This is a genomic window from Streptomyces sp. NPDC059989 (assembly GCF_042736975.1).
In the GTDB taxonomy this organism is placed as follows: Bacteria; Actinomycetota; Actinomycetes; order Streptomycetales; family Streptomycetaceae; genus Streptomyces.
Genome location: NZ_JBHWUO010000019.1, coordinates 122,848 through 138,354 on the forward strand (window position 1 = coordinate 122,848; position 15,507 = coordinate 138,354).

10 protein-coding genes and 1 pseudogene are annotated in these 15,507 nt (G+C 73.9%); 9 read left to right on the top strand and 2 right to left on the bottom strand.

The features are described from left to right. Positions 1-26: 26 nt before the first annotated feature. The 7 genes from ACFWBN_RS19200 to ACFWBN_RS19230 are packed head-to-tail and all read left to right on the top strand — an operon-like array spanning position 27 to position 11,546. Positions 27-3,845 (top strand): type I polyketide synthase, encoded by a 3,819-nt coding sequence (locus tag ACFWBN_RS19200; RefSeq protein WP_385178057.1) that lies wholly within the window; start codon positions 27-29, stop codon positions 3,843-3,845. Next, positions 3,842-5,182 carry an MFS transporter gene (locus ACFWBN_RS19205; protein WP_385178058.1) on the top strand — a complete coding sequence of 447 codons (1,341 nt, stop codon included), beginning with the start codon at positions 3,842-3,844 and terminating at the stop codon, positions 5,180-5,182. Before ACFWBN_RS19200 ends, ACFWBN_RS19205 begins: the two co-directional genes overlap by 4 nt. Positions 5,183-5,193: 11 nt before the next feature. Beyond that, on the top strand, positions 5,194-6,459 hold the full coding sequence (locus ACFWBN_RS19210) for a cytochrome P450 (protein ID WP_385178059.1): 1,266 nt from the start codon (positions 5,194-5,196) through the stop codon (positions 6,457-6,459). Position 6,460: 1 nt separating this feature from the next. Continuing rightward, positions 6,461-7,198: a thioesterase II family protein gene (locus tag ACFWBN_RS19215; RefSeq protein ID WP_385178060.1), complete on the top strand. Its 738-nt coding sequence runs from the start codon at positions 6,461-6,463 to the stop codon at positions 7,196-7,198. Continuing rightward, entirely contained in the window at positions 7,189-8,013 is an 825-nt protein-coding gene (locus ACFWBN_RS19220; protein ID WP_385178061.1) for an SDR family oxidoreductase, read from the top strand. The genes ACFWBN_RS19215 and ACFWBN_RS19220 overlap by 10 nt, the downstream gene beginning before the upstream one ends. Before the next feature lie 52 nt (positions 8,014-8,065). After that, positions 8,066-10,858: an amino acid adenylation domain-containing protein gene (locus tag ACFWBN_RS19225; protein ID WP_385178062.1), complete on the top strand. Its 2,793-nt coding sequence runs from the start codon at positions 8,066-8,068 to the stop codon at positions 10,856-10,858. Next, positions 10,851-11,546, top strand: a complete 696-nt coding sequence (locus tag ACFWBN_RS19230) for a 4'-phosphopantetheinyl transferase family protein (RefSeq protein ID WP_385178063.1) — start codon at positions 10,851-10,853, stop codon at positions 11,544-11,546. Before ACFWBN_RS19225 ends, ACFWBN_RS19230 begins: the two co-directional genes overlap by 8 nt. 4 nt (positions 11,547-11,550) lie before the next feature. On the opposite strand, the gene ACFWBN_RS19235 is transcribed toward ACFWBN_RS19230, so the two are convergent. Continuing rightward, a complete protein-coding gene (locus ACFWBN_RS19235; RefSeq protein WP_385178064.1) occupies positions 11,551-12,051 on the bottom strand; it encodes a GNAT family N-acetyltransferase in 501 nt (166 codons plus the stop codon). A 38-nt stretch (positions 12,052-12,089) separates the two neighbouring features. On the opposite strand from ACFWBN_RS19235, the gene ACFWBN_RS19240 reads away from it, so the two are divergent. Beyond that, on the top strand, positions 12,090-12,893 hold the full coding sequence (locus ACFWBN_RS19240) for an exodeoxyribonuclease III (RefSeq protein WP_385178065.1): 804 nt from the start codon (positions 12,090-12,092) through the stop codon (positions 12,891-12,893). On the opposite strand, the gene ACFWBN_RS19245 is transcribed toward ACFWBN_RS19240, so the two are convergent. Then, entirely contained in the window at positions 12,875-13,567 is a 693-nt protein-coding gene (locus tag ACFWBN_RS19245) for a MerR family transcriptional regulator (protein WP_385178066.1), read from the bottom strand. The genes ACFWBN_RS19240 and ACFWBN_RS19245 overlap by 19 nt on opposite strands. A gap of 169 nt (positions 13,568-13,736) precedes the next feature. Between ACFWBN_RS19245 and ACFWBN_RS19250 the strand changes: the two are divergent. Beyond that, a pseudogene (locus ACFWBN_RS19250) lies at positions 13,737-15,206 on the top strand (flavin-containing monooxygenase); the annotation flags it as partial. Between the last annotated feature and the right edge of the window lie 301 nt (positions 15,207-15,507).

Sequence of the window (15,507 nt, forward strand, 5' to 3'; positions counted from 1 at the left end):
CAACCCCCGTGACTCCCATGGCTCCTGTGACCGAGAACGCGGTCGCCGTCGTCGGCATGGCCTGCCGGCTGCCCGGCGCGCCCGACGTCCGCGCGTTCTGGCCGATGCTCCGCGCCGGCCGGGACGGCATCAGCCGCCCCGCCCGCGAGGAACTGCTCGCGCTCGGCGTGGACCCGGAGTACGTGGGCCGGGAGAACTTCGTCGCCGCCATGGGAGTCATCGAGGACTCCCGCCGCTTCGACTGGCGCCACTTCCGGTACAGCCGGGCGGAGGCGGCGGCGATGGACCCGCAGCAGCGGGTCTTCCTGGAGTGCGCGGCGACGGCCGTCGACGACGCGGGCATCGACCCGGCCCGGTTCCGCGGCAGGGTCGGCGTCTACGCCGGGGCCGACCGTTCGGGAGCGGGCGGAAACGATGCCGCGCTGAGCGAACTGGCCCGGTACATCGGGCGGGAGAAGGACTTCGTCGCGACCCGCGTGGCCTACAAGCTGGGGCTGCGCGGGCCCGCGATCACCGTCCAGACGGCCTGCTCGACCTCGCTGACCGCCGTGCACCTCGCGGTGCGCGCGCTGCTGGGCGGCGAGTGCGACGCCGCCCTGGCCGGCGGGGTCACGGTGATGCCGCGCGGCGAGTGGGGCTACCTGTTCGAGCCGGGCGGCATCCTCGCGGCGGACGGTCACTGCCGTCCCTTCGACGCGCTCGCGGGCGGGACCGTGCCCAGCGAAGGCGTCGGCGTGGTCGTCCTCAAGCGGCTCGCGGACGCGGTACGGGACGGCGACCGGATCTCCGCGGTCATCGCCGGCACCGCCGTGAACAACGACGGCGCGGACAAGATGGCCTACACCGCGCCGTCCGCGAGCGGGCAGAGCGAGGTGATCCGCGCGGCGCTGGAGACGGCGGGGCTGGCTCCCACCGCGATCGGCCACGTGGAGGCGCACGGCACCGCCACCCGGCTGGGCGACCCCATCGAGGTCCAGGCGCTGAGCGAGGTCTTCGGCGCCGCCTCGGCCGAGACCGGCTGGTGCGCGCTCGGCGCGGTCAAGGGCAACATCGGCCACACCGGGGCGGCGGCCGGCGTCACCGGGCTGATCAAGACGGCGCTGATGCTGGAGCACGGGGAGCTCGTCCCGACCGTGCACTACACCAGCCCCAACCCGCTGCTGGAGCTGGACCGTTCCCCCTTCCGCGTCGCCACCGCGCACCGGCCGTGGCCGGTCCGGGAGGACGGGGCGCCGCGTGCGGCCGCCGTCAGCTCCTTCGGCGTCGGTGGGACCAACGCGCACGCCGTCCTGACCCAGGCCCCCGACCGCGCCGTGCGACCGGCCGGGGCCCGGGTCCGGTCGGCCGCGTACGCCGGACCGCACCTGCTGCCGCTGTCGGCCGCGACCCCGGAGGCGCTCGCCCGCCTGGGCCAGGACCTCGCCGAACGGTTCGCCCGGCCCGCCGCAGCCGCAACCGTGGCGCCCGGGGCCGCGCAGGCAGCCGCCGCGCCCGAGGCCGCCGAGGCCGCGCGCACCCTGGCCGGGCGCCGCGTGCACAAGCACCGGCAGGCCGTGGTCGTCCAGGACGGCGCCGCGCACGCCGCCCAGGCGCTGCGGGCCGCGGCCGGACAGGCCGCCACCGCCACCGCCACCGCCGCACGGCGGACCCTCGGCAAGGTCGCCTTCCTCTTCCCCGGCCAGGGCACCCTCAAGGAGGCCGCGGGCGAGGCGGCGTACCGGCTGCTGCCCGGATTCCGCGCCGCCTTCGAGGAGGTCCGCAAGGTCGCGTCCGACGACTGCGGCGTCGACCTCACCCCCCTGATCACCCCGGGCGGGCCGGACGCCGCGGAGGACTGGTTCGCCGACACCGTCCACCAGCAACTGGGCCTGTTCGCCCTCGGGTTCGCCTTCGGCACGCAACTGCGGGAGTGGGGCGTCAAGCCCGCCGCCATGCTCGGCAACAGCATCGGCGAGTACGCGGCCGCCGCCCTCGCCGAGGTGTGGACCCTCCCGGACGCGGTCGGCGTGGTCCACCTGCGGGCCCGCGCGATGCGCGACGCCGCACCGGGCCGCATGGCCGTCGTCGGAGCCCCGGCCGAAGAGGTCGAGCCCCGGCTGCCAGCGGACTGCGGCGTCACCGTCGCCGTACGCGGCAACGGAACGGTCGTCCTGTCCGGCAGCGAACCGGCCATGAACTCACTCCTCGCGGGGGAGGCCCTCCAAGGGCTGCGCGTCACCCCCGTACACACCCGGCGGGCCTTCCACTCGCCGGCCATGAACCCGGCAGCCGAGGCGGTGCGGGCACATCTGTCGTCGATGCCCTCCCGCCCGCCACGGCTGCCGTACATCTCCAACACCACCGGCGACTGGGCCGACCCGGACACGGCGGGCGCGCCGGAGACCTGGGCCGCGCACCTGCGCGAGCCGGTGCTGCTCGACACGGGCACCGCCACGCTGCTGGCCTCCGGCTGCACCACCTACGTGGAGCTCGGACCCGGCGGGTCGATGACGGGCTCGCTGCGCGGCGCCCCCGGCTGGAACACCGCCCACACCACCGTGCGCCTCGCCCCCGGCGGCCGGACCGACGCCGACACCGGGCTGCTCGAAGCGCTCGGCACGCTCTGGGAACTCGGCGTGGACCGGGCCCTGGAGACCGTGCACGAGACGCGGTACGCCGACGAGGAGGACCGCCCGGTGCGCTGCTCCCTGCCGGGCCACCCGTTCCTGGGCGAAGACCCCGAATTCCCCGTGGAGGCGGCCGCCGCTCCTGCGGCCCCGGCCCCGGCCCGTACGGTCGCACCCGCCCCGGCGGTGGCGCCCGTACCGGCCGCGGCGACCGGAACCGGGCCGCTGCGGGCCGTCCTCGAAGAGCTGTGGTGCCAGACCCTCGGGGTCGCCGCCGTCACGGACGACGACGACTTCTTCACCCTCGGCGGGGAGTCCCTCCTCGCGCTCGCGCTGACCACCGCCGTACGGGAGCGCACCGGGGCCGAGGTGTCGGTCACCGAGTTCACCCTGACGGGCACCTTCGGCGGGCTGACCGGAATCGTCGAGCGGCAGCTGCCCGCCGCACCCGCCGCCGGCGCCGTGACCACCGCGCCCCGCCCGGCCGGCCCGGTCACCCTGCGGGCGGGGGACGGCCGCCCCGTCTTCCTCGTCTCCGACGCGAGCGGCAACGCCCTGCCCTACCGGGCCCTGGCCGCACTGATCGCACCGGACGGCGACCGCCCGGTACTCGCCCTGGAACAGTCCGCGCGCGGCGGGCGCGGCGGCCCGCGCTCCATCGGGGCCATCGCCGCCGCCCACGTCAGCACGCTGCTGCAGGCCCAGCCGACCGGCCCCCTCACCCTCGGCGGCTGGTCCTTCGGCGCCGTCGTCGCCCACGAGACGGCCCGCCAACTCGCTCTCCAGGGGCGGGAGGTGGACCTCCTCATCGCGCTGGACGGCTACGCGCCCGACACCGGGCGGCTGCCCGTCGCCGCGGCCCCCGACTTCCTGCTCGGCGGGGCGCGGGCCGGGCTCGACGCCCTGCTCCAGGTCGGCCCGCTGGCCGCACTGCACCGCCGCAGCCCCGAGCTGCGCCGCCGGTTCCTCGCCGGCCAGGCCGCCGTACTCGGCTACCGGCCCCGCGCCGTCGCCTGCCCCGCCGTGCTCTTCAAGGCGGACAGCGACCCGGCACGGGCCGCCCGGCTGGAGACCCGGCTGGCCGCGCTCTACCCGGCGGGCCTGCGCGTGCGGCCGGTGGGCGGAAACCACTGGTCGATGCTGACGCCGCCGCACGTCGGCCGACTCGCCGAGCACATCAGTGAAGCACTGCCGGCCGAGATCCGGTCCGCAACGCACAAGGAGAGGAAGCACCCATGACGGTCTCGGAGAAGCCGCCCGGCACGGAGGCGGCCCCGGAGGAGCCGGTGGCCGCCCAGGAGAAGCCGCTGCTGCGCAACAAGGACTTCCAGTTCCTGTGGACCAGCGAGGCGTTCGCCGCGATGGCCAAGGAGACGGCGGAGGTCGCCTACCCGCTGCTCATCCTGGCCACCACCGGCTCCGCCTTCTACGCGGGCGCGGTCGGCTCGGCCCAGCTGATCACCACCAGCGTCATGTCCATCGTCGGCGGCACCCTCGCCGACCGGATGGACCGCCGGCTGCTGCTGATCGCCTGCAACCTCGTCCGCGTGGCGCTGCTCGGCCTGTTCTGCCTGATCATCTTCGCCGACCAGGTGAACTACCCCGTCGTCTTCGGCATCGCCGTCGGATCCGCCGTGTGCCTGGGCATCTCCAACCCGACCGGGCTCGCCGTCATCAAGCAGCTCGTACCGCCCTCCCAGCTCACCCAGGCGACCGCCCAGAACCAGATCCGCTACTTCGCGGCGACCATGGGCGGCCCGCCGATCGGCGGCTCCCTCTTCGGCATCGCCCGGGCGTTCCCCTTCCTGACCGCCGCGATCGGCTTCCTCGTCTCCACCGTGCTGATGCTCTTCATCCGCAAGCCGCTCAAGGTGGAGCAGGCCGCCCCCGGGGAGAAGCGCAACACCGCCGAGGGCTTCCGCATCCTGGCCAAGCAGCCCGTCCTGCGCCTCCTGATCCTCTGGATCATGGGCTCGAACATGGCGTTCACCCACTCCGGTGTCTTCCTGGCGCTGATCGCCACCGCCGAGAGCCGCGGCGCCTCCTCCACCTTCACCGGCATGCTGCTGTCCATCGCGGGCATCGGCGGCCTGGTCGGCTCCCTCATCGCCGGCCCGGTCATGAAGAAGTTCCGCCCCTCCACGCTCTTCCTGGCCGCCGCCTGGATCGGCCCGCTCGCCGCGATCCTGCTGGCGAACGTCTCCGGCCTGATCCCGCTCGGCCTGATCGTCGCCTGCGTCTTCCTGCGCGGCCCGATCACCAGCGCGCTGTTCCTCGCCTACCTCGCGGCGATGGTCCCCGACAAGGTGCAGGGCCGCGTACTGGGCGCCGTGATGTTCATGTCGATGATCGCCGCCCCGGTCGGCGTCTTCCTGATCGGCACCATCTTCGACCAGGCGGGTCCGGTCTGGGTGTTCACCACCATGGCCGTGATCTCCGGCCTGGCCGCCCTGCCCACCCTCAGCCCGCGCATCCGCAAGCTCGCACCCCCGGAGGCGTACACGGACACCGCGGACACCGCCGACACCGCGGACCGGGCCGACGCCTCCGACGCCCCCGGCACCCAGACCAAGTAAGGAGTCTCCCGATGACGAACGAGCTGCCCGTCACCCTCGAACAGCTTCCCCCCGAGTTCTTCACCGCCCCCGAGGGCGGGGACCTCCACGCCGGCAACACCCGGCTGCGCGGCTCCGGCTGCCCCGTCCAGGCCATCAACTACCCGGTGGGCGGCGAGGGTTACGTCGTCGCCGACTACGAGACCGCCCTCAAGGGGTTCAGCGACCCCCGGCTGTCCAAGCGCATCGACAACGCCCCCGCCTGGTTCCGCGACCTGGTCAAGGACGCCAGCCCCGTCCTCATCAGCAACATGCTGACCGCGGACCCGCCGGAGCACACCCGCCTGCGCAAGCTCGTCAGCCGCGCCTTCGTACCGCGCCGCATGGAGGTGCTGCGCCCCCGCATCCAGCAGATCACCGACGAGCTCATCGACGCCTTCCCGGCGGAGGGCGAGGTGAACCTGATGGAGTTCGCGTTCTCCCTGCCCATGCGGGTCATCTGCGAGTTCCTCGGGGTCCCGGTCGCCGACCGGCCGCAGCTGCACTCCTGGGGCAACTGGCTCAGCGGGGCCCCGTACCCCGACGCCGAGTCCAACGAGAAGCTCAAGGACGCCAGCGAGAACATCGAGCGCTACCTCCTCGACCTGCTCGCCGACCGCCGCGCCAACCTCGGCGACGACCTGGTCAGCATCCTGCTCCGGGCCGCCGACGAAGAGGGCCGCTTCACCAACGACGAGCTGGTCTCCACCCTCGTCCTGCTGATCATCGCGGGCCACAAGACCACCGCCAACCTCATAGGCAACGGCACCCAGGCCCTCCTCACCCACCCCGACCAGTTCGAACTGCTCCTCAACAAGCCGGAGCTGGCCGACTCGGCGGTCGAGGAGTTCCTGCGCTTCGAGTCCCCCGTCTACCGCGGCACCCTGCGCGTCGCCGCCGAGGACATGGAGCTAGGCGGCTGCCCCATCCCCAAGGAGAGCTTCGTCCACCTCCTGATGGGCTCGGCCAACCGCGACCCCGAGGCCTTCGAGAACCCCGACGAGCTGGACATCACCCGCACCGCCAACCGCCACCTGGCCTTCGGCCAGGGCCCGCACTTCTGCGTCGGCGCGCCGCTGTCCCGGGTCGAGGGCCAGATCGCCTTCACCACCCTGCTCCGCCGCCTGCCGGGGCTGCGCCTCGCCGTCCCCGCGGAGGAGCTCGAGTGGCTCTTCGACAACTCCACCAGCCGCGGACTGGTGTCCCTGCCCGTCCGGTACGACGCCCGCCTCGCCGCCGACACCCCCCAGGATGCGTGACATGTCCGACCGCACCACACTGGTCTGCCTGCCCTTCGCCGGCGCCGGCGCCTCCTTCTACCGGCCGTGGCAGCGCCTGGCCGACCAGCACGCGCTGGACATCCTCCCGCTCCAGCTCCCCGGCCGGGAGCGGCTGATCGACGAGGAGCCGTACCGCGACGCGGCCACCGCCGCCGACGGCCTGCTGGCCGACCTGCTCGCCGCCTTCGCCGACTCGCCGCAGCCGCACCGGATCGCCCTCTTCGGCCACAGCCTGGGCGCCGTCCTCGCCTACGAGCTCGCCCGCCGGCTCGCCGAGACCCCCGGGGTCACCCTCGTGGGCCTGTTCGCCAGCGGCTCCCCGCACCCGGCCGAACAGCGCGACCGCCGGGCCACCGGCCTCGACGACGACGCCTTCCTGGAACGTGTCAACGAGTTCGCCGGATACACCCACGAGGCCCTCCAGGACCCCGAGATGCGCGAGCTGATCCTGCCCACCCTGCGGGCGGACGTGGAGATGCACGAGTCCTACGTGCCCGCCGGCGGCGAACCGCTCCCGGTCCCCGTCACCTGCCTGCGCGGCGCCGACGACACCCTGGTCAGCCGTACCGAGGCCGCCGCCTGGGAGCGTACGACCGACAGCGCCTTCCGCGCGGTCGAACTGCCCGGCGGACACATGTACCTCACCGAGTCCGCGCCGGAGCTCCTGGCGATCGTCGCCGAGGACCTGGCCCGCGTACGGGAGGAACAGTGCGTCTGACCGGAAAGACCGTCCTGGTCACGGGCGCCGCCCGCGGCCTCGGGCGGGCCACCGCCGCAGCCTGCGCCGCCGAGGGCGCCGACCTGGTCCTGCTGGACCTGTGCGGCGACCTCGACGGGGTCCCCTACCCGCTGGGCACGCAGGGCCAGTTGGAGCACACGGCGACGCTGTGCCGGGAGGCCGGCGCCGCCGTGCTCACCGCGCCCTGCGACGTACGGGACCTGTCCTCGGTGGAGGCCGCCGTGGCGCTCGCCGAGGAGCGGTTCGGGCAGATCGACGCCGTCGTCAACAACGCCGGGATCGCCGCCCCTTCGGGCAAGCCCGCCCACGAGATCGCCGAGGACGAGTGGGCGCTGATGATCGACGTCGACCTGTCCGGGGCCTGGCGGGTGATCCGTACCGTCGGCCGGGCGATGAGCGCACGCCGGTCCGGCAGCATCGTCAACATCTCGTCGACGGCCGGCCTGGTCGGCTACCGCCACTTCGCCGGGTACGTCGCCGCCAAGCACGGCCTGATCGGCCTGACCAAGGCCGCCGCCCTGGACTACGCGCCCACCAAGGTCCGGGTCAACGCCGTGTGCCCCGGCTCGGTGCGCGACGACTCCTCCGCCGAGGGCCGGATGCTCGCCGAGATCGCCCGCGCCCTGGAGGTGCAGGTCGGCGAGCACGAGCAGACCTTCACCGAGGCCCAGCCGATGAACGCGCTGATCGAGCCGGAGGACGTGGCCGCGGCCGTGGTCTACCTGGTCTCGGACGACTCCCGCCAGGTGACCGGCTCGGTCCTGACCGTGGACGGCGGGTTCACCGCGCGCTGAACGGGCGTGGAACCGGAAGAAGGTGACCGTTGTGAGAGAGGGAGGACACCCCGTGGTGGGTGAGCAGTGCCACGCCGTACAGATCCGGCTGAGCGGGCCCGAGGCCGATGCGGAGCGGCTGGCCGCCCGCCTGGCAGCCATCGGTCCCTGGCGGCTTTGGGTGGACGACATACCGGCCGGCTCCGAGGACCCGGAGGCGGCCCGGCGGCGGGACGCGGAGCTGAACCGGGCGACGGAGACGGTGCGGTGCGTGCTGCTCCGCCACCGGGACGGCATCGCCGACCTGGTGGTCGTCGCCCACCGCTCCGCACTGGACCGGGTGGGTCTGGGCCGGCTGGCCGCCGTTGTCGCTCCCGCTGGGGTGGCTGCGGCCGGGGGGTCCGGTGCGGCGCCGTTGCCGGGGGCGCTGCCCCCGGACCCCCGCGCCTCAAACGACGGCGAGGCTGATTTCGCCTCCGGCGGCGCCTCAAACGCCGGCGGGGCTGGAATTGGGGCTGGAGTTGTCTCCGGCGGGGCTGCGGTGGCGCCGCCCGACTGGGGTGGTGGGGTGCGTGGGGACGGTGGCTGGGATTCCGGGTCGTTCGACCTGGACGCCGCCGACGCCGGCGACACCGATGGGTGGCTGGCCGCGCTCGCGCTCGCCCTCCAGCGGTACGCGGGCCACGGGGCCCCCGACAGCGCCGTCGTCGCCACCGACCTGCGCGGCGCGCTCGAACTCGCCCTGCCCGCCGAAGCCCCCCTCGCGGACCTGCGGACCGCCGTCGCCACCGCGGCCGCCGTGGACCGGCCCGTGACGGCCGGGCTGATCGAGCCGACCGCCGCCGACGGCCTTGAAGCGGACGGATACCTGCCCTGCCTGGCGCCGCCGTTCCCGCTGACGCTGGCCCTGCTGCCGCTGGCTTCCGGCGGGGCACGGCTCTGGTACTCCGCCCGGCGGAGCCACTTCTCGGCGCAGACCGCCGCCGCGTTCGTGACACATCTGGCCCACCTGTACGGGCAGTTCGCGGACGCCCCGCACACCCCGGCCGCCGACGCCGAAACGCTCGACGCCGCCGAGCGCGAGCGCGTCGCCCGGCTCGGGCGCCCCGCGCAGCCGCTGACCGGCGAACCGGCGCGGCTCACCGACGCGTTCGCCCGTAGCGTCGCCGCCACCCCCGACGCCACCGCCGTCAGCGACGGGGACACCTCCCTCACCTACCGCGAGCTCGACGCCCGGGCGGACCGGCTCGCCCACGGCCTGCTCGCCCGCGGCGTCACCCCGGGGGACCGCGTCGGCATCTGCCTGGAGCGGACCACCGAGCTCGTCGTGGCCATGATCGGCGTGCTCAAGGCGGGCGCGGCCTACGTGCCCACCGACCCGGCCTACCCCGCCGACCGGCTCGTCCACACCGCCCAGGACGCGGGCCTCGCCCTCGTGATCACCCGCGCCCCCGAGTACCCGGGCGGGGCCGGCACCGCCGTCACCCCCGACGAGCTGACAGCCGCCGCTCCCGCCCGCGCGCTTCCGGAGGCCGGCAGCCCGGACGACCCCGCCTACGTCATCTACACCTCCGGCTCCACCGGCCGCCCCAAGGGCGTCGTCGTCCCGCACCGCAACGTCGTCGCCCTCATCGACGCCACCCGCGAGGAGTACGGTCTCGGCCCGGACGACACCTGGAGCTTCTTCCACTCCGGCGCCTTCGACTTCTCCGTCTGGGAGATCTGGGGCTGCCTGCTCACCGGCGGCCGCCTCGTGGTCGTCCCGTACCTCGTCTCCCGCGACCCCGAGGAGTTCCGGGACCTGCTGCTCCGCGACCGGGTCACCGTGCTCAGCCAGACCCCCTCCGCGTTCTCCCAGCTCCTGGAGACCGACCACGCGCCGCTCCCTGTACGCCTCGTGGTCTTCGGCGGCGAACCGCTCGACGCCCGGATGCTGCTGCGCTGGTTCGACCACCACCCCGAGAGCGACTGCCGCCTGGTCAACATGTTCGGCATCACCGAGACGACCGTGCACGTCACCGCCCAGACGGTGACCCGCGCCCTCGCCCTCGACGGCTCCCGCTCCGTCGGTCCGGCCCTCCCCGGCTGGCACCTGTACGTGATCGACGCGCGCGGCCGCCTCGTCCCGCCCGGGGTGACCGGCGAGATCTGCGTCGGCGGCGCCGGCGTGGCCCTCGGCTACCTGGGACAGCCCGAACTCACCGCCGCCCGCTTCACGCAGGACCCGTACGCCGGGGGACGCCGCTACCACAGCGGTGACCTGGGGCGGCTGCGCCCCGACGGCACCCTGGAACACCTCGGCCGGATCGACAGCCAGGTCAAGATCCGCGGCTTCCGCATCGAGCTCGACGAGATCCGCTCGGTGCTCCTGGAGGACCCGGACGTCCGCGCGGCCGCCGTGATCGTCCGCCGCGAGGACCCGGCCGACCCGGCGTCCGCCCGGCTCGACGCCTACGTGGTGCCGGCCGACCTGGACACCACCGGGGTCCGCAAGCGGGCCGCCGGGGTCCTGCCCGGGTACATGCTCCCGGCGACCGTCACCGCCCTCGACACCCTCCCGCTCACCACCAACGGCAAGCTCGACGCCGCCCGCCTCCCGCTGCCCGTGCGCACCGCCGCCCCGGCGCCGGTGGCCGAGGCAGAGGGCGGGGACGACCGCGCCGCCGTCCTCCGGGAGATCTGGACGACGGTCCTCGGGACCCCGGTCGGGCTCGACGACGACTTCTTCGAGCTCGGCGGCAACTCCCTCTTCGCCGTGCGCATCAGCGCCGCGCTGCGCGCCCGCGGCCTGCCCGCGATCCCGCTCCGCGACCTGTTCCGGACGCCCACCATCCGGGCCCTGGCCGGGACCGGCGACCATGGATGAGTACGTCCTGGACGCCGCGGAACCCCGGACCGGCCCGGTCCCGCAGGGCCGCGAGGTCGTCCTGTGGTGGCTCGACACCACCCGGGAAGTCGTCGGCGGCCACCGCGTGGAGAGCGCGGACGACCTGCTCAGCGAGGCGGAGCGGGCCCGGGCGGCGCGACTGCGCCGCCCGGGCGACCGGCACCGCTACCGCGCCGCCCACATCGGGCTGCGGCTGGTCCTCGGCGGCTACACCGGCCTGGACCCGCGGTCCGTGCCGGTCACCCGCGAGGACTGCCCCTGCTGCGGGGAGCCGCACGGCCGTCCCGCCGTGGCGGGCGGCGGCCCGCACTTCTCCCTGTCGCACAGCGACGACCTGGCGCTGATCGCCGTCTCCGGCGTGCCGGTCGGCGCCGACGTGGAGGGAGTCCCCAAGCCGGGCATCGCCGAGGAACTGCTCCCCTCCCTGCACCCGCAGGAGAACACCGCCCTGCGCGCCCTCCCCGGCGCGCGGCGGCCCACGGCGCTGGCCCGCCTCTGGACCCGCAAGGAGGCCTACCTCAAGGGCACGGGCGTCGGCCTCGCCTACGGCTTCGCCGAGCCGTACGTCGGCATCTCGGACACCCCGGCCGCGATCGGCGGCTGGACCGTCCACGACGTACAGGCCCCGCCGGCCTACGCGGCGGCCATCGCCCTGAGCGCTGCCTGAGGCGCTAGCGGAGCGGTTTCGTCATGCAGCGGCTCGAGTCGTAGGAGCGGTAGTGGCCGAACTTGGCCGCCGGGGCCGTCAGCGTGTAGCCCGAGGAGAGGTACAGGGCGATCGCCTCCGGCTGCTGGTCGCCCGTTTCCAGGACCATGCGGGTGCGGCCCGCCTCGCGGGCGTCCGATTCCAGGGTCGCCAGGATGCGGCGGGCCAGGCCCAGGCCGCGGGCCTCCGGGACCACGTACATGCGCTTCAGCTCGGCGTCGCCGTCCGAGTAGCCCGCGTCGTTCTCCTCCTGGCTGCGCCAGCCGCCGCTCGCGACCGGGGAGCCCGCGGCGTCGTACGCCAGCAGGTAGAGGCCCCGCGGCGGGGCGAACATGGCGGGGTCGAGGGGGGTGACGTCGCCCTCGCCGTCGTACCGCTCCTGGTACTCCAGCTGGACCTGGTCGCTGAGCTTGACCGCGTCCGGGTGGTCGTACGGCACGGGGCGGATGTTTATACCGTGAGACATCCGAATAGCGTACGGAACCATCCCGCTATCGTGCAGGGATGCTCACCGTGACCTCCGTGAATGTGAATGGGATCCGCGCCGCCGCCAAGAAGGGCTTCGTGGAGTGGCTCGCCGGATCCGACGCCGATGTCGTCTGCCTGCAGGAAGTACGGGCGGAGGAGGCGCAGATTCCGGCCGAGGCGCGGACCCCCGAGGGCTGGCACACCGTGTTCGCGCCGGCTGCCGCCAAGGGCCGGGCCGGGGTCGCGCTGTACGCGCGGCGGGAGCCCGAGGCCGTGCGGGTCGGGTTCGGGAGTGACGAGTTCGACGCGAGCGGGCGCTACATCGAGATCGACCTGCCCGGTGTGACCGTCGCCAGCCTCTACCTGCCCTCCGGCGAGGCCGGGACCGAGAAGCAGGACGAGAAGTACCGGTTCATGGGGGAGTTCCACACCTACCTCCAGGAGCTGAAGGCGCGGGCCGCCGCCGACGGGCGCGAGGTCGTGGTCTGCGGTGACTGGAACATCTGCCACCAGGAAGCCGACCTCAAGAACTGGAAGACCAACAGGAAGAACGCCGGGTTCCTGCCCGAGGAGCGGGAGTGGCTCGGCACGGTGTACACCGACGCCGGCTACGTCGACGTCGTGCGCGCGCTGCACCCCGACACCGAGGGGCCGTACTCCTGGTGGTCCTACCGCGGGCGGGCCTTCGACAACGACGCCGGCTGGCGGATCGACCTCCAGGTGGCGACCCCCGGGCTGGCCGCGAAGGCCGTGAAGGCGTTCGTCGAGCGGGCCGAGACGCACCCCGAGCGCTGGTCCGACCACGCGCCCGTGACCGTCGTCTACGAGCTCGGTTCCTGAGCCGGGGACGAAGCCAGCAGGCGGTCCATCGCCATCGTCAGCTCGGCCTCGACCACGCTCTTCGCGAGGGGGCGCAGGCGCGGGAGGGCGTCCGGCGACATGTGGGTCGATATCAGCTCGGTGAAGAGGGCCGCCATCGCGTCCGCGTGCTCGCGGACGCGGCGGCCCGTCTCCAGGACCGCCGAGAGCGGAACGCCCTCGCGGACCAGGGCCGAGGAGACGTCGAGCAGCCGCCGGCTGACGTGCACGATCTCGTCGCCGTCGGTGGCGAGGTAGCCCAGGTCGAGCGAGGCCGCCAGGTTCTCCGGGGTGACCTCGCCCTCGAAGTAGTCGGCCAGCGCTTCGGGGGTGAGCCGGACCGGGGTCTCCTCCGACCAGCCGATGCCGAGCAGCTCGCCGAGCTGGCTGACGTCGCGGCCGCTCTCGAAGGCGGCGGTCAGCTCCGCGATGCCGCCCAGGGTGTGGCCGCGCTCCAGCAGGGCGGCGATGGTGCGCAGCCGGGCCAGGTGGTGGTCGTCGTACCAGGCGATGCGGCCCTCGCGGCGCGGCGGCGGGAGCAGTTTGCGCTCGCGGTAGAAGCGCAGGGTGCGGACCGGGATGCCGGCCGCCTCGGCCAGTTCCTCCGTGCGGTACTCGCGCACTGTCTTCGCTTCTTCCGTCTCATCCTTCGCCACAGTCGCAGCCTATGGCGTACCGACAGTAACTTTCCGGGCGCGACCCCTACCCATGAGTACGGGGGCTGCTCTACCCTCCCGATTGTGCCAGTGATTGCTGGCAGTGTTTATCTGGGTCTGGGCTGGGCTGTGGAAGAAGCGGAAGGCGGCAGGCATGGGTGGCAGTGACATCTCCCCACGCGAGCACGTACGCGTGGCGGTGATCGGGTCCGGATTCGGCGGCCTCGGGGCGGCCGTGCGGCTGCGTCGCGAGGGGATCACGGACTTCGTCGTGCTGGAGCGGGCCGACTCGGTCGGCGGGACCTGGCGCGACAACAGCTATCCGGGGTGCGCGTGCGACGTTCCCTCGCACCTCTATTCGTTCTCGTTCGCGCCCAATCCCGACTGGCCCCGGACCTTCTCGGGCCAGCCCGCCATCCGCGCGTACCTGGAGCACGTCGCCGACACCTTCGGGCTGCGCCGCCACATCCGGCTCGACTCCGAGGTCCGGATGATGCGCTGGGACGCGGACGCGCTGCGCTGGGAGATCGAGACCTCCTCCGGCGACCTGACCGCCGATGTGGTGGTGTCGGCGACCGGGCCGCTGTCCGACCCGAAGATGCCGGAGGTCCCAGGACTGTCGGGCTTCCCCGGCAAGGTCTTCCACTCCGCGCGCTGGGACCACGACTACGACCTGCGCGGCAAGCGCGTGGCCATGATCGGCACCGGCGCCTCCGCCATCCAGATCGTGCCCGCCATCGCCCCCGAGGTGGAGCGGCTGACGCTCTTCCAGCGGACCGCGCCGTGGGTCATGCCCCGCACCGACCGGGCCATCACCGCCGTGGAGCGCTGGCTGCACCGCCAGCTGCCCTTCACCCGGGCGGCGCGGCGCGGTCTGCTGTGGGGGATCCGGGAGCTCCAGGTCAGCGCCTTCACCAAGCGGCCGAACCAGCTCGGGCTGATCGAGTCCCTGGCCAAGGCCAACATGGCCCGCTCCATCAAGGACCCGGCGCTGCGGGCCAAGCTGACGCCCTCGTACCGGATCGGCTGCAAGCGGATCCTGCTGTCGAGCGAGTACTACCCGGCGCTGGCCCGGCCCAATGTGGACCTGGTCGCCTCCGGGCTGAAGGAGATCCGGGGGTCGGTGCTCGTCGCCGCCGACGGGACGGAGACCGAGGTCGACGCGATCATCTTCGGCACCGGCTTCCACGTCACGGACATGCCGATCGCCGACCGGGTGGTGGGCGCGGACGGCAAGACCCTCGCGGACGCGTGGAAGGACGGGATGCAGGCGCTGCGCGGGGCCACCGCGGCCGGCTTCCCCAACTGGATGACGATCATCGGGCCGAACACCGGGCTGGGGAACAGCTCGATGATCCTGATGATCGAGTCGCAGCTCAACTACATGGCGGACTACCTGCGGCAGCTCGGCATGCTGGGCGGGCGGGTCGCGCTCGCCGCGCGGCCCTCGGCCGTGAACCAGTGGAACCGGCAGGTGCAGGCTCGGATGGAGCGGACCGTGTGGAACACGGGGGGCTGCACCAGCTGGTACCTGGACGCCCAGGGGCGCAACACCACCGTGTGGCCGGGGACGACCGGGGAGTTCCGCCGGGAGACGCGGACCGTGGACCTTGGCGAGTACGAGGTCGTACGGGTGCCGGTGCCGGTGCCGGTGCTTGCGGGTGTGGCTGCGGCTCCGGCCAAGTCCGGCAAGCCGGGGCGGCCCCGGGCGGGCTCCGGGGGGTCCGGTGCGGCGCCGCTGCCGGGGGCTCTGCCCCCGGGCCCCCGCGCCTCAAACGCCGGCGGGGCTGGATTTGCCTCCGGCGGCGCCTCAAACGCCGGCGGGGCTGGAGTTGGCTCCGGCCGGGCGGAAGTTGCCTCGGGTGAGGGTGAGGTTGCCGTCGGCGGGGCTGGAGTTGCCTCGGGTGAGGGTGAGGTTGCCGTCGGCGGGGCTGGAGTTG